Source organism: Gordonia insulae (assembly GCF_003855095.1).
In the GTDB taxonomy this organism is placed as follows: Bacteria; Actinomycetota; Actinomycetes; order Mycobacteriales; family Mycobacteriaceae; genus Gordonia; species Gordonia insulae.
Window position 1 is genome coordinate 377,605 of record NZ_CP033972.1, and the last position, 22,224, is coordinate 399,828.

The 22,224-nt window shown below is 64.7% G+C and carries 21 protein-coding genes and 1 tRNA gene; 12 read left to right on the forward strand and 10 right to left on the reverse strand.

Annotated features, from left to right (window positions below):
- The first annotated feature begins 7 nt into the window (after window positions 1–7).
- Window positions 8–1,522 (forward strand): amino acid permease, encoded by a 1,515-nt coding sequence (locus D7316_RS01830; RefSeq protein ID WP_124706785.1) that lies wholly within the window; start codon window positions 8–10, stop codon window positions 1,520–1,522.
- A 34-nt stretch (window positions 1,523–1,556) separates the two neighbouring features.
- Here the strand turns inward: D7316_RS01830 and D7316_RS01835 are convergent, their stop codons facing one another.
- The 4 genes from D7316_RS01835 to D7316_RS01850 all read right to left on the reverse strand — a co-directional run bounded on the left by D7316_RS01835 (window position 1,557) and on the right by D7316_RS01850 (window position 5,108).
- The gene (locus tag D7316_RS01835; RefSeq protein ID WP_124706786.1) at window positions 1,557–2,555 is read right to left on the reverse strand and encodes an NADP-dependent oxidoreductase; all 999 of its coding nucleotides are present in this window, start codon (window positions 2,553–2,555) and stop codon (window positions 1,557–1,559) included.
- Window positions 2,552–3,430 (reverse strand): alpha/beta fold hydrolase, encoded by an 879-nt coding sequence (locus D7316_RS01840; RefSeq protein ID WP_124706787.1) that lies wholly within the window; start codon window positions 3,428–3,430, stop codon window positions 2,552–2,554. The genes D7316_RS01835 and D7316_RS01840 overlap by 4 nt, the downstream gene beginning before the upstream one ends.
- The gene (locus D7316_RS01845) at window positions 3,427–4,152 is read right to left on the reverse strand and encodes an SDR family oxidoreductase (protein ID WP_124706788.1); all 726 of its coding nucleotides are present in this window, start codon (window positions 4,150–4,152) and stop codon (window positions 3,427–3,429) included. The genes D7316_RS01840 and D7316_RS01845 overlap by 4 nt, the downstream gene beginning before the upstream one ends.
- Window positions 4,153–4,217: 65 nt before the next feature.
- On the reverse strand, window positions 4,218–5,108 hold the full coding sequence (locus D7316_RS01850; protein WP_124706789.1) for an alpha/beta fold hydrolase: 891 nt from the start codon (window positions 5,106–5,108) through the stop codon (window positions 4,218–4,220).
- 126 nt (window positions 5,109–5,234) lie between these two features.
- Between D7316_RS01850 and D7316_RS01855 the strand changes: the two genes are divergently transcribed.
- Window positions 5,235–5,822 (forward strand): TetR/AcrR family transcriptional regulator, encoded by a 588-nt coding sequence (locus tag D7316_RS01855; RefSeq protein ID WP_124706790.1) that lies wholly within the window; start codon window positions 5,235–5,237, stop codon window positions 5,820–5,822.
- Window positions 5,823–5,934: 112 nt separating this feature from the next.
- On the opposite strand, the gene D7316_RS01860 is transcribed toward D7316_RS01855, so the two are convergent.
- Window positions 5,935–6,543, reverse strand: a complete 609-nt coding sequence (locus tag D7316_RS01860) for a response regulator transcription factor (protein ID WP_124706791.1) — start codon at window positions 6,541–6,543, stop codon at window positions 5,935–5,937.
- Between the two features lie 366 nt (window positions 6,544–6,909).
- Here D7316_RS01860 and D7316_RS01865 point away from each other — a divergent pair, with 366 nt between their 5' ends.
- Complete coding sequence (locus D7316_RS01865) at window positions 6,910–7,230, forward strand: carboxymuconolactone decarboxylase family protein (RefSeq protein WP_124706792.1); 321 nt, start codon at window positions 6,910–6,912, stop codon at window positions 7,228–7,230.
- 249 nt (window positions 7,231–7,479) lie between these two features.
- Here the strand turns inward: D7316_RS01865 and D7316_RS01870 are convergent, their stop codons facing one another.
- Both D7316_RS01870 and D7316_RS01875 read right to left on the reverse strand, forming a co-directional pair.
- On the reverse strand, window positions 7,480–8,121 hold the full coding sequence (locus D7316_RS01870; RefSeq protein WP_164473711.1) for a TetR/AcrR family transcriptional regulator: 642 nt from the start codon (window positions 8,119–8,121) through the stop codon (window positions 7,480–7,482).
- A gap of 248 nt (window positions 8,122–8,369) precedes the next feature.
- On the reverse strand, window positions 8,370–8,588 hold the full coding sequence (locus D7316_RS01875; RefSeq protein WP_124706794.1) for a hypothetical protein: 219 nt from the start codon (window positions 8,586–8,588) through the stop codon (window positions 8,370–8,372).
- Window positions 8,589–8,694: 106 nt separating this feature from the next.
- On the opposite strand from D7316_RS01875, the gene D7316_RS01880 reads away from it, so the two are divergent.
- On the forward strand, window positions 8,695–10,338 hold the full coding sequence (locus D7316_RS01880; RefSeq protein ID WP_124706795.1) for a linalool dehydratase/isomerase domain-containing protein: 1,644 nt from the start codon (window positions 8,695–8,697) through the stop codon (window positions 10,336–10,338).
- Window positions 10,335–11,219 carry an oxygenase MpaB family protein gene (locus D7316_RS01885; protein WP_124706796.1) on the forward strand — a complete coding sequence of 295 codons (885 nt, stop codon included), beginning with the start codon at window positions 10,335–10,337 and terminating at the stop codon, window positions 11,217–11,219. Before D7316_RS01880 ends, D7316_RS01885 begins: the two co-directional genes overlap by 4 nt.
- 191 nt (window positions 11,220–11,410) lie before the next feature.
- Here D7316_RS01885 and D7316_RS01890 read toward each other — a convergent pair whose 3' ends face one another.
- The 3 genes from D7316_RS01890 to D7316_RS01900 form a co-directional block, all read right to left on the reverse strand.
- Window positions 11,411–14,119, reverse strand: coding sequence for a cation-translocating P-type ATPase (locus tag D7316_RS01890; RefSeq protein WP_124706797.1), 2,709 nt, complete (start codon window positions 14,117–14,119; stop codon window positions 11,411–11,413).
- Between the two features lie 346 nt (window positions 14,120–14,465).
- The gene (locus D7316_RS01895; RefSeq protein WP_124706798.1) at window positions 14,466–14,879 is read right to left on the reverse strand and encodes a VOC family protein; all 414 of its coding nucleotides are present in this window, start codon (window positions 14,877–14,879) and stop codon (window positions 14,466–14,468) included.
- 308 nt (window positions 14,880–15,187) lie between these two features.
- Window positions 15,188–15,264, reverse strand: a tRNA-Leu gene (locus D7316_RS01900).
- Window positions 15,265–15,403: 139 nt separating this feature from the next.
- Between D7316_RS01900 and D7316_RS01905 the strand changes: the two genes are divergently transcribed.
- The 7 genes from D7316_RS01905 to D7316_RS01935 all read left to right on the forward strand — a co-directional run bounded on the left by D7316_RS01905 (window position 15,404) and on the right by D7316_RS01935 (window position 22,195).
- Entirely contained in the window at window positions 15,404–16,030 is a 627-nt protein-coding gene (locus D7316_RS01905) for an ANTAR domain-containing response regulator (protein WP_124706799.1), read from the forward strand.
- A 181-nt stretch (window positions 16,031–16,211) separates the two neighbouring features.
- The gene (locus D7316_RS01910; protein WP_124706800.1) at window positions 16,212–17,444 is read left to right on the forward strand and encodes a branched-chain amino acid ABC transporter substrate-binding protein; all 1,233 of its coding nucleotides are present in this window, start codon (window positions 16,212–16,214) and stop codon (window positions 17,442–17,444) included.
- Between the two features lie 84 nt (window positions 17,445–17,528).
- Complete coding sequence (locus D7316_RS01915; RefSeq protein WP_124706801.1) at window positions 17,529–18,569, forward strand: branched-chain amino acid ABC transporter permease; 1,041 nt, start codon at window positions 17,529–17,531, stop codon at window positions 18,567–18,569.
- Between the two features lie 47 nt (window positions 18,570–18,616).
- Window positions 18,617–19,828 carry a branched-chain amino acid ABC transporter permease gene (locus tag D7316_RS01920; protein ID WP_124706802.1) on the forward strand — a complete coding sequence of 404 codons (1,212 nt, stop codon included), beginning with the start codon at window positions 18,617–18,619 and terminating at the stop codon, window positions 19,826–19,828.
- Window positions 19,825–20,802: an ABC transporter ATP-binding protein gene (locus D7316_RS01925; RefSeq protein WP_124706803.1), complete on the forward strand. Its 978-nt coding sequence runs from the start codon at window positions 19,825–19,827 to the stop codon at window positions 20,800–20,802. The genes D7316_RS01920 and D7316_RS01925 overlap by 4 nt, the downstream gene beginning before the upstream one ends.
- Window positions 20,786–21,562: an ABC transporter ATP-binding protein gene (locus tag D7316_RS01930; protein WP_124706804.1), complete on the forward strand. Its 777-nt coding sequence runs from the start codon at window positions 20,786–20,788 to the stop codon at window positions 21,560–21,562. Before D7316_RS01925 ends, D7316_RS01930 begins: the two co-directional genes overlap by 17 nt.
- 63 nt (window positions 21,563–21,625) lie before the next feature.
- Window positions 21,626–22,195 (forward strand): GNAT family N-acetyltransferase, encoded by a 570-nt coding sequence (locus tag D7316_RS01935; RefSeq protein WP_124706805.1) that lies wholly within the window; start codon window positions 21,626–21,628, stop codon window positions 22,193–22,195.
- Window positions 22,196–22,224 lie beyond the last annotated feature (29 nt).

Here is a 22,224-nt window from a genome sequence, read left to right on the forward strand (position 1 = left end):
TCTGCGGGTGTCCAGTCCTCTGGGGATCACCCCCGACGAGTCCCTGCGCAAGGGACTGCAGAGTCGCCACATCAGCATGCTCGCGCTGGGCGGTGCCATCGGCACCGGTCTGTTCGTCGCCTCGGGTGCGACCATTGCCGACGCAGGTCCCGGTGGCGCCATCACGGCGTATCTGCTCATGGGCGCCATGGTGTTCTTCCTCATGCAGAGTCTGGGCGAGATGTCGGCCCACATCCCGTGCAGCAATCCCTTCGAGGAGTACGGCAAGCGGTTCGTGAGCAAGTCATTCGGCTTCGCCGCCGGCTGGAACTACTGGTTCAACTGGTCGATCACCCTTGCCGCCGAGCTGGTCGCGGCCGGGTTGATCATGAAGTACTGGTTGCCCGACGTGCCGTCGTGGATCTGGTCGGTGGTGTTCCTCGGGGCGCTCCTCGCCCTGAACCTGTTTGCGGTCAAGGCATTCGGCGAGGCGGAATTCTGGTTCGCCACGATCAAGGTGATCGCGGTGGTCGTATTCCTCTTTGTGGGTGTGCTCTTGATCCTCGGTGTCGTCGGCGACATGCCGTCGCCCGGTTTCAGCAACTGGACCACCGGTGATGCGCCGTTCGTGGACTGGCCACTGGGCATGCTGTCGGTGTTCCTGATCGCGGGCTTCGCCTTTCAGGGCACCGAGATGATCGCGGTGGCCGCGGGGGAGGCCGTCGAGCCGAAGACCGCGATCCCGCGCGCCGTCCGGACGGTGTTCGTGCGAATCCTGCTGTTCTACATCGGCACCCTGACCATCATCGCGTTCCTGATCCCGTATACCGATCCGAACCTGCTGAACGCCTCCGAGGAGAACATCGCGATCGCTCCGTTCACGTTGGTGTTCTCCCAGGCGGGTATCTCCGTCGCGGCCTCGATGATGAATGCCGTCATCCTGATCGCGATCCTGTCGGCGGGGAATGCCAGCCTCTTTGCGGCAACCCGAGCGCTGTACGGCCTGTCGGTGGAAGGCAGCGCCCCGCGGCTGTTCGGCTGGGTCACCCGGTCGGGTGTCCCGCTGATGGCGGTGGCCGCCACGACAGCGATCGGCGCGCTGTGTTTCACGGCCAGCCGGGTGGGTGACGGTCGCGCGTACGTGTGGTTGGTGACCGCGTCGTCGGTGGCGGGGTTCATCACCTGGATGGGAATCGCGTGGGCGCACTACCGCTTCCGACGGGCGTGGAATGTGCAGGGCCGCTCGCTCGACGAACTGCCGTACAAGGCCTGGCTGTACCCGGCGGGCCCGATCATCGCGCTGCTCATGTGTGTCGCCGTCATCGCGGGCCAGAATCTTCCCGCCATCCGCGACGGCAGCGCGGGAAACCTGGAACTGTGGCTGACCGCCTACGGTGCACTGTTCGTGTTCCTCGCGTTCTGGTGGGGCCACAAACTCGTCACTCGTTCACCGACGGTTGACCTCCGTACCGCCGATCTGTCGCCCGCCGCGGCGGCATCGGCACACCGCGATCCTGACCCCGATCCCGAGCCGATCCACTGATCAAGCCCAGGCGCTCACATGTTCTGTGAGGGAATCAGTTGTGGGTGATGACGACCTTCCCGCCCTTGGTTTTGCCCGAGTGGACGTAGGCGAGAGCTTCGACAGTCTGGTCGAACGGAAATGTCGAGTCGATGACAGGTCGCAGGTGGCCGGCATCATAGAGCTCGGCCAGGCTGCGGAGTTGAGCGCCGTCTGATCGCATGAAGAAGAAGGAGTACTGAACGCCACGCTTCCGTGCGGCCGCTCGGACCTTGCGGCTGAGCAGATTCAGGACGAGCTTGAACGGGGCGGGGGCGCCGAGCTGTGTGGCGAATCCGGCGTCAGGTGGCCCGGTGACTCCAAGTGCCAGGCCGCCGGGGGCGAGGACGGAGAGGGTCTTCATGAGGTTGCCGCCGCCGACGGCATCGATGGCCAGATCGACGTCGGAGAGTACGTCGGCGAAATCGGTGGTGCGGTAGTCGATCACCATGTCGGCACCCAGGCTGGTGACCAGATCTGTCGATCCGCTTCCGGCGGTGGTCGCCACGTACGCACCCAGGTGTTTGGCCAGCTGGATGACGGTCGATCCCAGACCGCCGGCGCCGGCGTGGACGAGGACCTTCTGGCCCGGCCTGATGTGGGCCTTCTCGACGAGCATCTGCCATGCCGCCAACGCGACCAGCGGAACCGCAGCAGCCTCCGCGAAAGTGAGTGTCGCGGGCTTGTGCGCTGCGTCGTCCTGGTCGATGGCGATGTACTCGGCGAAGGTTCCGATCCGCAGGTCACGGGGGCGGGCGTAGATTTCGTCGCCGATTGCGAAGTCGGTTACCTCGTTGCCGATGTCGGTCACCACGCCGGAGACGTCGTGCCCGAGGATCAAGGGCATCTGGTATTTGAGGAGCTGCTTGAATTCACCGCTGCGGACCAACTGGTCGAGTGGGTTCACACTGGCGGCAACTACTTTGACGTAGATGTCGCGCGGACCGACCACGGGTGTGGGTACCTGGGCGGCGTGAATCGGGCCCTTGTAGTTGTCGATGACAAACGCTTTCACTGGCTTCCTTCTCGAGTGGGTTGGACGCCGGGGGCGCAATCGGGGCCGTCGAGGAACTCGAGGACCTTGGGAACGAACTCACGGTAGTGCTGGAAGACGCCGCCGTGGCCGGAGCCGGGATAGATCACGATTTCCGCGTTGGGCAGTCGGTTGGCCAAGTCGAATGAGTGTTCGCTGGCAACCATCACATCGTTGTTGCCGTTGGCAACCAGGACCGGTTGGGTGATGCCCGAGAGATCATCGGGCGCCGCCTTGCCGCCGGCGATGATGGCGCGCAACTGGGCCAGCCGTGCCTGTAGCGAGATCGCGGTGTCGAGGTCGGTGGTCCGTTCCGCCAAGCGGTCGAAATACGCTGCGGCCGCACGTTTGCCGTCTGCGGTCCGTGGGAAGAACAGGTAGTTGCGGGCGTCTTGGCGGGTGAGGGTGGCTTTGAGGTAAGCGCTCCCGACGATGATGGCCATCTTGTCGATACCGGCCCCTCCTCGTGGTCCCGTGCCGGTCAGCACGATCCTGCGCACGAGGTCGGAAGCGCGCAGCGCCACGACCTGGGCGACACCACCGCCGAGGGAGAAACCGAACAGGTCGACCTTGTTCAAGCCGAGGGCGCGGATGAAGGCGATTGCATCGGCAGCCATCTCATCAATGCTGCCCGGAACTTTCGATCCGGATCCGCCGACTCCGCGATTGTCAAAGGCGATGACCCGGTGCTTCTCGGCAACGCCGTCGATGACGCGGGGATCCCAGTCGTCCAAGGTTGCGGTGAAGTGGTGTAGGAACACCACTGGCACACCGCTGGTGGGGCCGAGCTCACGATAGACGAAACGGACACCTTTGACGTCGATGCTCTGGTTGGGAGTATCCGTCCACGCGGTCATGACTCGGCAGCTACGGAAGTCGATCGCAGGGCGGGGTACGACGATTCGATGGGTCCGCTCAGAGCCGTCTTGACCATGACGGTCAGCTCGTCGCCGAGGACCTCGTAGCCACCCGATGCGACAGTGTCGTACACCTGCGTCACCAGGTCCTCGGGCCGGAGTTTGGGGCCGTCGGCGTGCGCGGCCATGGCGGTGTCGACGTAACCCATGTGCACTCCCACGACGTGCACGCCGTGTGGAGCGAGTTCGAGGCGCAGCGAATTGGTGGCCGACCACAGGGCGGCCTTGGATGCGCTGTACACCCCGCCGAAGGCGTTCCAGCTGGCCACGGAGTGGATGTCGACGAGTGCCGCGCCGGGTGCTGCGATCAGCGACTGGGCAAACGCCTTCGCGATCAGGACCGGCCCGAAGAAGTTCGTCTCCATGGCCGCTCGCAGGTCGGATTCCGACAGCTCGAGGTAACTCGCGGTCGGCGGGACCACGCCGGCGTTGTTGATGAGCACCGTCACGTCGGACGCGAGCTCGGCGGCGGCGGTGATCGATTCGCCATCGGTGACGTCGAGTTGCAGGGGGACGATGCGCTCGTCCTCCCACGTGCGTGGAGATCGCGCCGCTGCGTAGACCTTTCGCGCACCGCGGGCGAGCGCCTGATGGACGAAGTGACCGCCGAGGCCGCCATTGGCGCCGGTGACCAGGACGACCGAATTGTCGAGACCAACCATGGTGTGACCTTTCTGAGGGAAGTGCTCGGCGCACAGCGTGCTGCCGGGAGGAAAGAGCTGGGGCGCTATGCCGCGAGAAACTCCAGTGCGGTGGGGACGAACTGCTCGTGCGCCTGGAAGATTCCGCCGTGACCGGCGTCGGAATAGATGCGCAGGGTGGCGTTGGGCAGGCGGCGTGCCAGATCGTAGGAGTTGCTGGTGGGCACCATCCGATCGTCTTCACCGTTGGCGACCAGCACGGGGTGGGTGATCGTACTCAGATCAGCCGGTTCGGTCAGGCCCCAGGTGTGGATCGCGCGAAGCTGGGCTTGGAAGGTTCTCAGCGAGACCTTCTTGTCGCGGTTGGTGGACCGTTCACCCAGGCGTGTGATAAACGCCCGCGCCTGCGCCTTGCCGTTCGCGGTCCGTGTGAAGAAGAGGTTCTGTTTGGGATCTTTGCGTGTCAGCACCCCTGCGATGGAGTCCGCGTAGGTCACCCGGGTCACCTTGTCGATGCCCTCGCCGCCGGCCGGGCCGGTGCCGGCGAGGATGAGTTTGCGGACCAGTGCGGGGCGTTCGATCGCGATGACCTGCGCGACGAAACCGCCCAGTGAGAAACCGAACAGATCAACCTTGTCGAGTCCCAGTGCCGAGATGAAGGCGATGACATCGTGAGCCATCTCGTCGACGGTCGCCGGTGTCGCGCCACTCGAACCACCGACGCCCGTGCTGTCGACCACGATGACGCGATGCTGGGCAGCGATGCCGTCGACGACGCGTGGATCCCAGTTGTCGAGGTTCGCAGCGAGGTGGTTCAAGAACACCACCGGCACGCCACCGGCGCGACCGTATGTGCGGTAGGCGAAGTCGGTGCCGTCGACCGAGATCGTTTGGTTCGCAACGGTCGTCCATGAGGTGTCTGGGGTCGCGCGCGGCGCAGTGATGTCGCCGGGGTTGCGAACTGTGTGGTCTGTCATGTGTCTCCCACTCAAGTAAACCGATCTGTCTACTTCACCGTAGATCACGATCAGCGGTTTGTAAACAGATCTGTGTATATTGAACGAGTAACCCGTTCGGCGAGACGTGATTGGTCGGTGACTTCGATGGCAAACGCAACACGCGCCCAAGGGCCGCGCCGTGGTGACGGGCGGGGGCCTCGGGAACGCATCCTCGCGGCCGCGACCGAGCTGTTCTACGTCGAGGGAATCAACGCCACGGGTGTCGATCTGATTGCCGAACATGCCGACGTGTCCAAAAGGACTCTCTACAAGTACTTTCCGAGTAAGTCGGCGCTGGTGGAGCAGTATCTTTCCAGTGTTCGTGGCGTGGCGGTCGACCCGAGGGACGTACCCGCTGCCGGACCGCGCGAACGGTTGATGCTGCTGTTCGCCATCCCGGAGCCGGGGGAGGGTCGGATGCGCGGATGCCCGTTCCACAACGCGTCGGTGGAGGCGGCCGGCATCATGCCCGACGTCACCGAGTTGGTGCACCTACAGAAGCGGGCCTTCGCCGCAGCGATCATTGATCTCTGTCGCGAGTATGGCGCTGCTGACCCGGAACTGCTCGGACACCAGATCGCGCTGCTCTACGAAGGCGCGGCGGCCCTGTCGACATCGCTCAACGACCCCCAACCGTGGGTCTATGCACGAACAACTGTCGAGACACTGCTCGATCAAACAATGCCCGAATGAACGTCGTTCGGGCACAACGGCTTGGTGTTCAACAAAGTCGTGAACAGCAACTCCTGGCAACCGCGAGCCGGAACAGTTCGGCCCGCAAAGGTCCTACCGATAGCCGGCGCAGTCAGAGAAGACCTCGGGCTCGTGCGTTGGTGATGAGTTGTGCGCGGTTGCGTGCTGTGAGCCTTTGCAGCACGTTTCGGACGTAGTCCTTCACCGTGTTGACCGACAAGTTCAACTCGGAGGCAATCTCGACGTTTGTATGCCCGGCCGCGATGAGCCTGAGCATGTCGTACTCACGAGGGGTGAGCAAGCTGGTACCGGAGGGGATCTCGGGCGACGACGTCAGGCGTCCGGTTGCTGCGGCATCGTGGACGGCCGCGCACAGGTCGTACCCGGAGATGTCTTTCACCAGTAGTCCGCACGCCCCCGCCGCAAGCGCGGCTGCTACACCGTCGTGTTCAGGGAATGCGGTGAAGATGATGATCTTCGACTCCGGTGAGGTCGCCGCGGCGCGCCGAACAACCTCGTGCGCCGGCATGTCTGGCAGCCTGAGATCGAGTAGCACTACGTCGGGCCGGTAGTTGCCACACATCGCGACGGCTTCGCGTCCGGACGGGGCCAGGCCGACCACCGATACTTCAGAACATGACTTGAGCTGCGAGGCGACACCGTCACGAACGACTGGATGATCGTCGACAACGATAACGCGGATGCTGGCAGAGTCAGTCACGGGGAAAGCCTCATCCTCCACGTGGCGCCATCCTCTGACGAGTCCGACGACAGATCGAACGTTCCGCCCAATCGTCTGACGGCTTCGTCGGTCTTACTGAGACCGAAGCCCTTTCGGATCGGACCAGCAAGACCGACGCCGGCGTCGGTGACTGCTACGGTCACGCGGCCAGCGGGGCAGTGGCGAACCCCACTCGAGGCGCGAGTCGAGCCCCTACCCGCGGAGCAATTGAATCGCGTTGCGCGCGCGGTGTTGTGGGTCATTCGTCGGTGAACAGGTCAAGTCGAAGACTTCACGGTCTTTCGAACGTTTGCCCGGCTCGGTCGGATCTTCCCGGCGCACGCGGTGTTCCTTTCGCAGATTCTCATGCACGGCAAACTGAACCCCGCCGAGAAGGAGCTCGTGGTACTGCATGTCGCTTGGCGAGTGGGATGTGTCTGCAAATGGGCGCACCACGCGCAGATGGCCGATGAGCCCGGCATCTCAGAGGAGCACATAGTCGCGTTGGCAACGCACAACCCCGTCGTGGCCGAACCTCGACTCCACGCCTTCATTACCGCCGCAGCGCAGCTCGTCGAAACCGGTCAACTCGATCAGAACACCTGGCGCGCCGTAGCCGACGTCGCAGGCGATGACACCGCCCTCGAGTTGTGCATGCTGGCGGTCATTACGTCATGGTCGCGATGACCATCAAACAGCGCGGGCATTCAGCTCGAACCAGCGTTCCACTGCCGTCACCGACCGCATCCTTGCAGCCGCCACCACCGCCTGATTCAGGCGGATCAGAGTCCATCCGTGTGTGAAGCCGGGGCAGTCCCCACGGCATCGGCGGCCTCACCCGATCCAACGACTACACGTTCACAACCTCACCGGGTCTTGCATCTAGCTCGTCGTCAACGAGGGTGTGCTCCCTGGAGGCGGCCTTGTTCGGCTCGTTCAGTGTGGTGGCTTCAGCCGGAGGATGTGGTTGACGGCGTCGACGCCGAGTGCGGTGAGTGTGGCGACGAGCTCTGTGCGTTCGAGTGTGACGTCGCCGCGCAGCCATAGCGCGACTCCTTCGGTGGTGCCGCCGACGAGCACTCGGGCGATGAGTTGAGCTCGTGGGTCGTCGGCCCGGTCGCCGGCGAGCAAGGTCAGTAGCTGAGTGACGAAGTGGGCCACCGCGTGATCTCGCGCTGCGCGGAGTCCGCGGTTGCCCGGGGCCTCGAGATATAGACGTGCGACGCGTGGATCGTCGAAGGCGGTCAGGATTTCTTCGACGGCGCCTTCGATCAGTCGGGCTCTGGGCGCGTCGCTGTCGAGTTCGGCTGATGCCGCGGCGATGCGATCGGCGACGTGTGCGAGCACGTCGGTCAGTGTCTCCTCCGTGAGGTCATCGAGATTGGAGAAGCTGAGGTAGAGATGGCGTTTGGAGACCGATGCGCGTTCGCAGATAGCTCCGACACTCAGCGATTCGATACCGCTCTCATAGACGAGGTCGAGGACGGCCTCGGTCAGTCGATTGCGGCGCGATAGGCGTCGCTCTGTAGCGCTTTGCCCGCCGTAGGGCCGCCCGGCTGGCTCGGTGGTCTGCGTCACGTGCCCATAGTGCCAGTGTCGGCGACCGACTGTCGTTCGCCGGTCGCACTGTTGACGACGCAGGATACACCGCCCTACGATAAGTGAAACCGAAACGGTACGGTTTCAGAATGGGGTTCGGATGCTGTGCTGCACGATTTTGCTGCTGTTGATGGTCGGCCTGCGCAAAGTTTTCCTCGTCGTCGGCTCGTCGGCGGGCCACCAGGTCTCTCAGGCGACGGCGATGCCGCCGGTCGCACGGCGGGTCGTCACGCCGGAGTTGCCAGTGCCTGAGGTGGCGGGGCGATGAGCGTCACGCCGGCGGCGCGGCTCGGTCGGCGGCTTCCGGCGCGGCTGTTGCCGACGTCGCGCCCGGTGGTGTCGCCGGTGACCAGAAGCAGGTTCGGCAGAGCTGCGGGGGTGTATGCCCTGCTGTGGGCCGGTGGCCTGCTGGTCACCGCCACCGGCAACACCGTGGCCGGCGTCACGGCGATGGGGTTGCTGCTTCCCGGCGGTGGTCATCTGGCATCGGGTCATGTCGGGCACGCGGCAATGGCGTTGGTCGCGTTCGGACTCGCACTTCTGGTGTGGTGGATGATCGGCGCGATCGTCGCCCCGATCATCGTGTGGCTAGCGTTCACGATCGAAGCGGCTCTGACGCATTCTCATGCACATCATCTGTCGATCACCTGGATCTCGATCACTGCCGGACTGGTTCCGGGTGGGGTGTTGGTCGCGTTCGGCGTACATGTCCTGCGTCACAGCCATCAGGTTGCGGTTGCGCAGTCTTTGAATACCGAACTCGCTGATGTCACGTTCTTCGAGACTGCGGTGCCGTCGTCTCCCGAGCCGCCAGTCGGTGAAGCGTCGACAGATGATCTCGCGCATCTTCGCTTTGCGCTCGACCTCGCTCTGCAACCGCTCGAGGACTTCGCGGGATTCGACCGCCGGGACCAGTTCCGGGAAGCCGCACTTCGCTACCAGCTCAGCGTCCTGGCCTATGCGCTGTCGATGTACCGATACTCCGCAACGCCGGCGTTCTCGGGCTATCTGGCCGAAGCGCAGGAGCGGGCAATCCTGAAAATGGGGAACAAGCGGGTCTGGGGATACTGGCCGCTGGAAAATGCCTGGGGGCGACTGTCCCTCGGTCGAGACCCGGTCGACAACAACGACAACGTGATGCTGACCGGATGGCAGGGCGCCGCGGTCGGGATGTACGAGAGCTTCGGCGACAACCGATTTTCCCGGCCGGGCGGGTTGACCTACACCTGGTCCGACGGACAAGAGTATCGGCACGACTTCCACAACCTCACAGAGTCCATCCACCGCAACATGCGCCGGTCGCCCTACACACTGTTTTCCTGCGAACCGACGTGGATCTATCCCGTCTGCAACACCTTTGGTGTCACCACCCTCATCGCTCATGACCGACTGCACGGCACGAGTTTTCATGCCGACCTCGACGAGGCGATCGCGCGCGCGTACGAAGACGAGTTCACGCGCCCGGACGGCAAACTCATCGGGGTTCGCAATGAGAGCCTGGGTTTGTCCTGGAACATCTGGGCCAGCGAAGGTGTCAGTCTCCCGACGACCTACTGGATGAACGCATTTCTGCCGGACCAGGCACAGCGGGCGTGGTGGCTCATGAAAAGAAACTCGTTGAAGTTCGAAGGAGAGCGCTTTGTGCTACCGCGGACCGCAGCCAATCGCTGCGACGTCGGCAACTACTCCTTCGGCAGTGACTCGTTCGCCCATACCTTTCTCTCGCTGACCGCTCGTGAGATGGGCGATGACGAGATCGCAGACGCCGCATTCGCCTACGTCGATACGAAAGAGCACATCGAACGCCAGGCAGGTGTCGCGCGGTATGACGGAATGTCCACGCAGGGCAACCTGTACTCGCTGCTCGCGCGGTTCTCGCGGGCGGCGGCCAATCGTGATCTGATCGGTGCGGGCCTGCCCGCCCATTGGCTCGCGGCCCCTCGTCTGGCCGAGGCCGCGTATCCCGATGTTCTCGTCGCCCGCGCTGTCACCGATGGCCGAGCACTGGAGCTGGTTCTCTATCCCGGTGATGGCGGCACTCGCGCAACACTGGTGATCGATCAGCTCCGGCCTCACCGCCGGTACGCGGTGCTGGGAGCCTTCAACCCGGCGGTCGAAGCAGACCACAATGGTTGCGCCCGAATTGATCTCGACATCGAAGGACGCACCGCCGTCCGAGTGGAGCCAACCTCATGAAACTACGTCCCGGTCTCGTTGTGTCCCGGCAGATCGCACGGTTGGATCCGGTCGTCGACGCCGACGAGATCGCTCGGCTGTCGTTGGTCACCTTGCACGGCAATCCGGCTTTGACCTACGCCCTGTTCACCGTCGCGTTCATGAAGCAGGTGGCGGTTCCGACCATGGCCCGAATCCTGTACCGCCGTGGAGGTGGGGACATCATGGCCTTCCCGGCGCAGCGCAATGACGACACCCTGCTGTTCTTCGGGCAACTGCTCGATCACGGACCGACCTCGCCAACAGGACGCGCGTGGATCGAACGTCTGAACCAGATCCACGCGCACTTCCCGATCCGCAATGACGACTCGCTCTACACGCTCTCGACGCTGGCTCTTGATCCCCATCAGATCACCTCCGACATCGCGCATTCCCCCTTCACGCCAACAGAATTGGAAGCGCAGTGGCACTTCTGGCGCTCGGTGGCCGAGTTGCAAGGACTCCACAGCCTGCCCGAGACGCGCGAAGCGCTCCACGGATGGGCACAGTCCTACGAGCAGCGTGAGTTTGCGCCGACCAGCGAAGGGCGCGCCGTGGCCCGCTCGCTGATCGACACGTTCGCAGAGCGTGTTCTGCCCAGACATCTGCGACAGTATGCGGACCAGATCATCTCGGCCGTCTGCCCACCGAATCTCCGCGACGTCCACGACCTACCCCAACCCCCTCCGCCCGTACAACTCGCGGCCGGACTAACAGTCGCTGCGTACGCTCGATCCGCTGCATTACGCCTGGTCGACCTCGAGCGATCCATGGTCGACACATTCGGCGTCCGACAGTACGGCGAGCGACAGCCGTCAGAAGTGGGTTATCAACGGTCACAGCGCAAGGACCACACCATCTGAGCGGGAAACGATCACCAGTGCTTGAGGGGCCACCGATCGCCGCTGGTCCCGTAGGACCGGGAACCGGTCATCGCGTCAGATCGAAGTGCTCCGGTCTAGGCCTACGTGGATTCGAGGGCCGGTACGGCGGTCTCGCGATATCGTGAATCGCTCCGTCACTCTGGCGGACTACATGAATGCCCTACACACCTTCACAGCCTCCGCATCCCGATCGCCTTGTCAATGCCGACGAACGTCGGCGTGATCAAGGACAGTCCCAACACCACCAGCCACTGCCCGCCGGTCAGCGACACGGTGTCGAGCAGTCGTTGCAGCATGCCCAGTTCCACTGCAGCCCACGTGAGTGTCCAGCCGGCGATGAGCCAGCCGAAGTAGGGGAACATCGGCTGAGACCACGGGACCTGGCGCTCGCGGCGCATGACCACGCCGAGGTTGACCCCGGTCAGCGCGACGACCGCGAAGGCCATCGTCATCGACACCGAACCCGTATCCGACGACGGCTCGTCGGGTCCCCACTGCAGAAGGGCCAGCGCGGTGACGGCGACGAGGAAACCGCTGATCACCCACCGGATGACCTGCGGGCCCTCGACGATGCGGGTTCCCGGCTTGCGGGGTGGACGCTGCATGACGCCGGGGTCGGGAACGTCAACGATCAGGCCGACCACCACAGTGACCACCACGAACAACTTGCAGAACAGCAGTTGCATCGGCAGCATGGCCACCCCGCCGTTGATGTTGAAGATCGTCGCGAAGACCATCAACTGCAGAACCGACGAAAGGATCGTCAACTGCAGGCGGATGTAGGTCGATATCCGGCGGTAGATGTCCCGGCCCAGTTCCACGGCTCGCACCAGCGTGGCGAAGTTGTCGTCGGTGAGCACGATCTTCGCGGCCTGCTTGGAGACCTCGGAACCGCTTCCCATCGCGACGCCGATGTCGGCCTGCTTCAGGGCCGCCGCGTCGTTGACCGCGTCACCGGTCATCGCGACCACGTCCCCGTCCTCCTGCATCAGCCGGGCCAGTCGGAGTTTGTCCTCGGGAGCGACGCGCCCGAAGACGTGCAGTTGGGGAAGTCGGGTCTTCACGTCGTCGTCGCTGAGTTTCTGCAACTCGGTGCCGGTGATCACGCCCGGCCCCAGCCCGAGTTGATCGGCGATCGCCCGCGCGGTGATCGTGTGGTCGCCGGTGATCATGCGGACGTCGATGCCCGCGCCGAGCGCCGCGTGTACCGCGTCGGTCGCCTCTGTCCGCAGGGGGTCGATGATGCCGACGAGCCCGACGAACACGAGATCGGTGACCGATCCCATCGGCTCGCGCGACGCGGCCGTCATCTCGGCGTCATCGAGGCCCCGGGCGGCGAAGGCCAATACCCGCAGACCCTTCTCGGACAGTTCACGATTGGCGTCGAGAATCTGCTGGCGCATGTCATCGATCGGCACGATCTCACCGCGCCGAAGTGCTGCACCGCAACGGTCGAGGACGACGTCGGGTCCGCCCTTCACGACGACGAGGTGAGGTTGATCGATCACCGCACCGTGGATCGTGGACGGGCGGTCGTGGAAGGTGGCCATGAACTTGTAGTCGGAATCGAACGGCACCTCGGTCACGCGGGAGATCGCGCGGCGGGTCGCCTCCGCGTCGACGCCCATCTTCGCGGCGAGCACCACGAGGGCCGCCTCGGTGGGATCGCCGATCACCGAACCGTCGTCGCCGACAGTCGCATCCGAGCAGAGCGAGAGTCCCAGGGCGAGTGGGGTGAAGTCGGGCGGATCGCCCGCGGCGCCGAGGATCGCACCGGACTTGGCATACCCGGAGCCCTCGACCCGGAACCACTGATCGCCTGCATACAGGGCGGTGACCGTCATGGCGTTCATGGTCAGGGTGCCGGTCTTGTCGGAGTTGATGACCGTGGTGCCGCCCAGAGTCTCGACGTCGGCCAAGGACTTGACCACCGCCTTCTGTTCCGCAAGATGCTGTGCTCCGGAGGACAGCATCGTCTGCACAAATGTCGGCAGGCCGGTGGGGATCGACGCGATGGCGGTGGAAATACACAGCAGGGCAAGGGTTTCGCCGCTCTGTCCGCGGAGCAGTCCGACGACACCGATGATCGCGACCGCACCCCAGGCGAGGAATCCGAATACCTTGGTCAGGCCGTCGAGCTCCAGTTGCAGCGGGGATTTCGACCGTTTGGTGGCGGTGACCATGTCCGCGATCCGACCCATCTGGGTCGCGGCGCCGGTGGACGTCACCACGAACACCGCGGATCCCCGGGTGACCTGGGTGTTCTGGAAGACCATGTTCGTGCGGTCGCCCAGCGCGATGTCGCCGCCCGAGACAACCGCCGGATCCTTCGCCACTGGGGCACTCTCGCCGGTGAGCGCGGCTTCCTGTATCTCGAGGGTCGCCGAGGTGATGAGTCGGCCGTCGGCGGGCACGAGGTCGCCCGACTCGATCAGGACGACGTCGCCGGGTACGAGGTCGACGGCCGGGACCTCCGCCACCTGTCCACCGCGACGTACTCGCGCCAGCGGCACTTGCAGACCGGCGAGAGCGTCGACGCTCGCCTGTGCCTTCATCTCCTGACGGGTGCCCATCACGATGTTGAACACCACGAGGAAGGCCACGACGAGGCCGGTGGCGATCTGACCGATGGCGAACGCGGCCACCGCGACGATGAGCAGCATGATGTTCATCGGGTTCGCGAGCTGGCTGCGCGCGACCGCCCAGATGGACGGCGGTGGTTCCGCTGTCACCTCGTTCGGTCCGTAGGTTTTCAGCCGGACGGCCGCGTCGACGGTGGCCAGGCCGACGTTCGGGTCCACATCTGCGTCGGCTGCGACGTCGGAGGCGCTGCGGAGATGGGCATCGCCCAGGGCGTGCGAATCACTGAGGGCTGGCATGCAGGGCGTCCTCTCGACACGCGATGGTCGACATCTGAAGCCCACCGCATCAAGCACTGTCGATGAGCGCCGAGCAGCACCCATCCGAGCACATCATGCCCCGATCGGTCGCCTGGTGCGCTCGGTATGGAATGGGTCGTGACAGAGAGGTGATGCCTGTACAGGGTGTCTTCTGGTCGTACTCGTCGGTCAGGTGTCCCAGGCGACCGCGCCGGGGAGCCCAGCGATGCGCACACGCCGTCGGTGCGAACGAAAAATCAAGCCAGGCAAAGTCGGTCGCGGCCTCAACTGGTCACCCGTGCGACGGGGGATGCCGAGCCGATTCGCTGATCGCGATCGCGACGCCTCACTCCGGTTCGGCTCCGGTGGCGGTCGCCGGGTCCATCCACATGATCTGCCACGAGTGACCGTCGAGATCGCTGTAGCTGCGGCCGTACATGAAGCCATGGTCCTCGGTGTCGCCCGGCGTGGCGCCTGCGGCGACGGCCCGGTCGACGAGCGCGTCGACGCCGTCTCGGCTGTCGGCGTCGAGGCAGACGATGCATTCCTTTGTGGTTGACGCGTCCGCGGTCGTGGCCGGGTGAAACGAATCGAAGTAGTCGCGCTGGAGCAGCATCGCGACGATGTTCTCGCCGAGCACGAGCGAGATGGCCTTGTCGTCGGAGAAGACCTCGTCGAATGTGTAGCCGAGGTCGGTGAAGAAAATGCGCGAGCGGGCCACGTCGGCCACAGGCAGGTTCACGTAGATCGTGTTGTGCATCGGATGTCTCCCTTATGCTGTGCGCCCGTTGTCGGGCGACGTCGAGTAGATAGACATCGCGAGACGCCGAAACTGATCGTCGTCGTTGCGGGGCAACTGATCGCTGCACGCGCGGCGGCCTCGGCCGGGCGTCCGGATTGCCAGGCGCGCCACCATTTCCCAGTTCGCGCATCGATTGAGGCCTTACCGTAACTACCCTTCCAGGGTGATCGAGGCGCGATGTTGCCGTCGCCCATGGTCCGCACGTGCGCGCTCGTGAACGCAGGAGGTACTCGAAGCAGAAAGCCCCCGCTGTGCGGGGGCTTTCGTGGTGCCCTCGGTGAGACTCGAACTCACACTGGACGGGTTTTGAATCCGTTGCCTCTGCCAATTGGGCTACGAGGGCATCCGCAGCGCCGACATTGCTGTGGCGGCTGCGACAGTCCACTTTAGATGATCGGCCGACCGCGGGACCAACCGGTACTCTGCACGCATCAGGTCGTGACAGATCATGCTGGTCACGGCTGGTACATGCGGAGGAGGGGATGGTGACGGTGGCAGACAGGGCTGCGGATCGGACCGGCGAACAGACGACAACCCATCGGGTGCTCGTCGCCGAGGACGACTCGCTGATCCGGATGGATCTGATCGAGATGCTCCGCGAGGAGGGCTACGACGTCGTCGGCGAGGCCCCCAACGGGCAGGTCGCCGTCGAGCTCACCGAGAGCCTCGCACCGGATCTGGTGATCATGGACGTCAAGATGCCGGTACGCGACGGTATCGATGCCGCGTCGGAGATCGCGCAGAAGAAGTTGGCGGCGGTGGTCATGCTGACGGCCTTCAGTCAGCGTGAGTTCATCGAGAAGGCGCGAGACGCCGGCGCGATGGCCTATCTGGTCAAGCCCTTCACCAAGGCCGACCTCGTGCCGGCGATCGAGGTGGCGGTCAGTCGCTACAACGAGGTCGCGGCCCTGGAGAAGGAAGTCGCGACGCTGGGCGAGCGGCTGGAGACGCGCAAGCTCGTCGAACGCGCGAAGGGTCTGCTGATGGAAAAGCAGGCGCTGACCGAACCCGAGGCGTTCAAGTGGATCCAGCGCGCCGCGATGGATCGGCGGACGACGATGAAAGCTGTCGCGCAGGTCGTTGTGGAGACTCTGGGCCCCACCGGCTGACGCGGGGTCGGCACGCCGTTAATTCTGTGAAAACACGGCGGACAAAGTCATGCGGCTTTGCTTCCAATCCATCGCGGGGGCCTGTGATTCGGACTATGTTTTCCGAAGGTCTCCTCAGCAGACCTCTCGGCTGCAGACGGATCGCCTGTACCGGGTGGGTGGGAAGTGAAGAGGTAAGAGAATGCATCGTCGTGTGACGACAGGTGCTCTCGCGTTGGCTATGGCGAGCGTGCTCGCCGTGTCCGCGTGTAGCAGCAAATCCAGCGACTCCGGATCCGAATCCGGGACCAGTGGCTCGGCTGCCGCGGGCTCCGGTCTACAGATCGCGCCCCTGGCCCAGATCGATACCCAGGGCAACGAGGTACAGGCCGCCGCGGAGTCGGCCGCTCTCAATCCGGCCGGTGACGGCAAGGCCGAGTGCCCGGAGACGACCATCGCCATGGCCGGCGCGTTGACCGGCGCCGACGCCGCACTGGGCATCAACATCCGCAACGGCGCGCAGCTCGCGGTGGACCAGCACAACAAGGCAAACCCGAACTGCCAGATCGCACTGAAGACCTTCGACACCGAGGGTGATCCGCAGAAGGCCACCCAGGTCGCTCCGCAGATCGTCAACGACGACGCCATCGTCGGCCTCATCGGTCCCGCGTTCTCCGGCGAGACCAAGGCCACCGGCGGCATCTTCAACCAGGCAGGTCTGGTGTCGGTGACCGCATCCGCCACCAACCCGACGTTGACCGACAACGGCTGGAAGACCTTCTTCCGCGGCCTGGCCAACGACGACGTGCAGGGTCCCGCGGTCGCCAAGTACCTCACCGGCACCATGGGCAAGAAGAAGGTCTGCGTCATCAAGGACGACACCGATTACGGTGTGGGACTTGCCAAGGCGATGACCGAGTCGCTGGGATCGGCCGCCGACGCGAGCTGCTCCGGTGACGTCAAGAAGGGTGACCGCGAGTTCTCGGCGATCATCTCCAAGGTGACCGCCGCCAACCCCGACGCGGTGTTCTACTCGGGTTACTACGCCGAGGCCGCGCCGCTGGCGCAGCAGTTGAAGACCGCCGGTTCCGAGGCGACCTTTGTCTCCGGTGACGGCACCAACGACCCGCAGTTCACCGCTCAGGCCGGTGACAGCTCGAAGGGTTCCATCCTGTCCTGCCCGTGCGGTCCGGCACCGTCGCAGTTCAAGACCGATTACGAGGCGGCCTTCAAGCAGGCTCCCGGCGTGTACTCGGTGGAGGCGTACGACCTCGCGACGATCCTCATGCAGGGCATCACCGAGGGCAAGCGCACCCGCCCCGAGTTGCTGTCCTACGTGGCCGGCTACAAGGGTCCGGGTCTGGCCCGTGAGTACGAGTGGAGCCCGACCGGCGAGCTGACGTCCTCGCTGATCTGGGTCTACGACGTCAAGTAAGACACAACCATCACGGTGCGTCCGGGCCACACCGGCCCGGACGCACCGTGGTCTGTGGGGGATTTCTGTGGCTGAAAGGCACGCATGATCGTGTACTCGATCGCCGAGACGGCGTCGGTGGCCTCGACCATCAACTTCGACCTCGGCGCACTCAAGAACGGCTTCTGGGGCCTGACGATCGAGGGGCTCACCTACGGTTCGATCTACGCGCTGGTGGCCGTGGGTTACACCCTCGTCTACGGCGTCCTGAGACTGATCAACTTCGCGCATTCCGAAGTCTTCATGCTCGGCATGTTCGGGCAGTACATCGGGCTGCTGCTGTTGGGCTTCACACCCTCGGGCAACACATACTCCGAGGGCACCTTCATGACGATCATCTACCTGCTGCTCGCGGGGCTGTGCGGCATGGCGGTATCCGGTAGCGCCGCCGTGGGTTTGGAGTTCGTCGCCTACCGGCCACTGCGTAAACGCAAAGCGAAACCGCTGGCCTTCCTGATCACCGCGATCGGTATGTCCTTCGTGCTGCAGGAGTTCGTGCACTACGTACTGCCGAAGCTGCCCATCGATCCGCCGCTCGGCGGTTCCAGTGCACAGCCGACGATCCGGCTCGTGCAGCCGGTCAAGGAGTTCAGCATCTTCGGCGCGCCGGTCTACAACCTGACGCTGATCATCATCATCTCCGCGCTGATCCTGGCGATGGGCACCGACTACATGATCAACCGCACCCGACTCGGCCGCGGTATCCAGTCGGTTGCGCAGGACCCCGACGCCGCGCTCCTGATGGGCGTCTCGCGTGAGCGCATCATCATGATCACGTTCCTGATCGGCGGCGTCCTGGCCGGCGCGGCCGCGTTGCTCTACACGCTTCGCGTGCCGACCAACATCGTCTACTACGGCGGCTTCATCCTGGGCATCAAGGCGTTCTGCGCCGCGGTCCTCGGCGGAATCGGCAACGTGCGGGGTGCGCTGCTCGGCGGACTTCTGCTCGGCGTCATGGAAAACTATGGGTCGGTGGTCCTCGGCAACCAGTGGAAGGACGTGGTCGCGTTCGTCCTGCTGATTCTGGTGCTGATGTTCCGTCCGACCGGAATTCTCGGCGAAAAACTCGGGAAGGCGAGGGTATGACGACACATCAGCCACCGGCAAACCCCTCTGCGGCGAACTCCTCTGCGATGAACTCCTCTGCGGCCAAGGACCCGAACGCTCCGAAGCCTCGCGGCATCGGCGACGCGATCCGCACCTGGTGGAACGGGCTGCCCCGCGTCATGCAGTGGCTCGTGGGTGTGCCGGCCATCATCGTCATCGGTCTTCTACCGGTGGTCAATCCACCCATCATCACCACCACCGCAACCGATTTCGGTGTGGTGATGGCGACCTTCGCGATGACTGCGCTGATCGCGATCGGCCTCAACGTGGTGGTCGGGCAGACCGGTCTGCTCGACCTCGGCTATGTCGGCTTCTACGCCGTCGGCGCCTACGTCGTCGCCTTGATGACCAGCCCGGCGAGCCCGTTGTGGAACAGCACCAATCACGGGATCTTCTCCGGCCCGTGGGCGTGGCTGGCGTGCGTGCCGTTGGCGATCGTCATCACCGGTATCACCGGCGTCATCCTCGGCACCCCGACCTTGCGTGTGCGCGGTGACTACCTGGCGATCGTCACACTGGGCTTCGGTGAGATCGTCCGGCTGCTCGCCGACAACCTGAGCGATGTCACCAACGGTGCGTCGGGCCTGCAGGCCGTGCTCTTCCCCGAGGTCGGACAGAACGACGCACACCCCGACGGCGTGTTCTCCAGCGCCAACAATGCCGGAGTCCTCAACTACGGAGTGTGGTGGTACTGGCTGGGCATCGTCCTGGTCATCCTGGTCCTCATCATCATCGGCAATCTGGAGCGCAGCCGGGTGGGCCGTTCCTGGGTCGCCATCCGCGAGGACGAGGACGCCGCCGAGATCATGGGTGTCCCGACGTTCAAGTACAAGTTGTGGGCGTTCGTGATCGGCGCCGGCATCGGCGGTCTGTCCGGTGCGGTCTACGCCGGGCAGGTCCAGTACGTCGATCCCAAGGCGTTCACCGTCATCAACTCGATGCTGTTCCTGTGCGCGGTGGTGCTCGGTGGTCAGGGCAACAAACTCGGCGTCATCGCCGGTGCCTTCCTGATCGTCTATCTGCCCGCCCGGGTGCAGGGCATCGAGGTCGGCGGACAATCGTTGAGCGAGTTCAAGTATCTGTTCTTCGGCATCGCGCTGGTGGTGCTGATGATCTTCCGTCCGCAGGGGCTGTTCCCGGCACGCGCCCGACTGGTCACGTTCGGCCGACGAATCTACGGGGCGGTCAAACGGGCGCCCGCGGCCACGACCCCGCACGGTGAGGAGGCGAGCGCATGAGCAGGCATCGCCAACCGGGTGACGAACCCGACGACATCGCCGATGGTGTGCCCGATCGCGACGAGCAGCTCGCCGAGGTCGCGGCCGACCCGGAGGCCACCACGATCGTGGATCCGGCGGCCATCGACCCCGATCTCGCCGACCCCGAGGTCGTCGCCGAAGTCGTTGCGCCTCAGCGTGAGATCGCGACTGCGACCGGTGATTCGCTGCTCGCGGTGGAGGGACTCACCGTCGAGTTCGGCGGCCTCGCCGCGCTCGACGACGTGACCTTCGACATCAAGAGGGGCGAGATCCTCGGCCTCATCGGGCCGAACGGCGCCGGCAAGACGACCTGTTTCAACGCGATCACCGGCGTGTACCGACCCACCCGGGGCACCGTCTCCTTCGACGGCGCGCCGCTGGGGAAGATCAAGCAGCACAAGATCACCCGGCTCGGTATCGCCCGCACATTCCAGAACGTCCGGCTGTGGGGCGAGATGACCGCGCTCGAGAACGTCTGTGTCGGCACCGACGCACGGCACAAGACGTCGGTGTTCGGCGGCATCCTCCGCACGCCGCGCCACTATCGGGAGGAACGCGACGCCGTCGATCGCGGGATGGCGCTGCTGGAGTTCGTGGGCATCGGGCCGCGGGCGGCGGAGAAGGCGTCCAACCTGCCCTATGGCGATCAGCGACGCCTGGAGATCGCGCGGGCCCTGGCCACCGAACCCAAGCTGCTCTGCCTCGACGAACCCGCGGCCGGCTTCAACCCGAGCGAGAAGACCGCGTTGATGGGACTCATCAAGAAGATCCGCGACGACGGGTACACGGTGTTGCTGATCGAACACGACATGCGACTGGTGATGGGGGTGACCGACCGCATCGTCGTGCTGGAGTTCGGCCGCAAGATCGCCGAGGGCAGCCCCAAGGAAGTCCGCGACAACCCGGCGGTCGTCGCCGCCTATCTGGGAGTTCCCGATGACGAAATCGCCTGAATCCGAGACATCGGCCACGGCCGGCACACCGGCGTCCTCGACGCCGGTGCTGGAACTGCGCGACGTGGTGATCCACTACGGCCGGATCCGTGCGTTGCACGGCATCTCGTTGCACGTCGGCGCGGGCGAACTGGTCACCCTGCTCGGTGCCAACGGCGCGGGCAAGTCGACCACCATGCGTGGCATCTCCGGCCTGAACCGGCTCACCGAGGGTGAGATCCTGTTCAACGGTGAGGTGATCTCCCACCTCGCACCACACGAACGGGTCAAGCGCGGCATCATCCAGGTTCCGGAGGGCCGCCGCATCTTCCCCGGTATGACGGTCCTGGAGAATCTCGACATGGGCTGCTATGGAAGGCGATTCGACTCCAAGGCCGCCTATCAGGAGTCGGTCGACCACATCTTCGACCTGTTTCCGCGACTGGGGGAGCGGCGCAAACAGTTCGGCGGCACCATGTCCGGTGGTGAGCAGCAGATGCTCGCCATCGGTCGCGCGCTCATGGCGCGTCCCAAACTGCTACTGCTCGACGAACCGTCGATGGGACTGGCGCCCATGGTGATCCAGCAGATCTTCCGGATCATCGCGCAGATCAACTCCGAGGGCACCACGATCCTACTCGTCGAGCAGAACGCCCAGCAGGCGCTGAGTAGATCCACGCGTGGGTACATCCTGGAGACCGGCGTCATCACCAAGGAGGGCAGTGGCAAGGACCTCCTGGTCGACGACGCGGTCCGCGAGGCATATCTGGGCGTCGCCTGATCGACGTCGCGGTCATGCGTCGATCCTGCCGGTGGCATGTCCGGATCGTCTAGGCTCGGCGTCATGCCGGGCATCGCAGTGAGCACGAGCCGAGATCTGGATCTGGTGAGTTCGATACTCGCGCAGGCCTTCGTCGACGATCCGGTCATCCGGTGGCTGCAGCCCGACACGCGCCACCACAAGCAGATCTTCCTCACCCTGGCGCGCTGGGTACACGGCGACGACGCCTCGATCGACCTGGCCGTCCGTGACGGTGTCCCGATCGGTGCCGCGGTGTGGGATGCGCCCGGCCACAAGATCTCCGCCAGGCAGCAGGTCGGTTCGATGGCGGGCTTTCTGCGGGGACTGCGCAGTCGCATGCGCTACGGCGCGCTCCTCGAGCAGGAGTTCGGCAAACTGCGTCCCAAGGAACCGCACTGGTACCTGGGGCAGGTGGGCGCCACCGTCCAGGGCGTCGGCGTGGGCACCGCACTGCTGCGGACCGGTATCGACCGGGTCGATGCGCCGGCATATCTGGAGAGCTCCAACGAGGCCAACATCCCGCTCTACGAGCGGTTCGGGTTCGAGGTCACCGGCGAGGTCACGTTGCCCTACGACGGCCCCACGGTGTGGCCGATGTACCGACGGGGCTGACACCCCCTCGACCTGTCCGATCGGGTCAC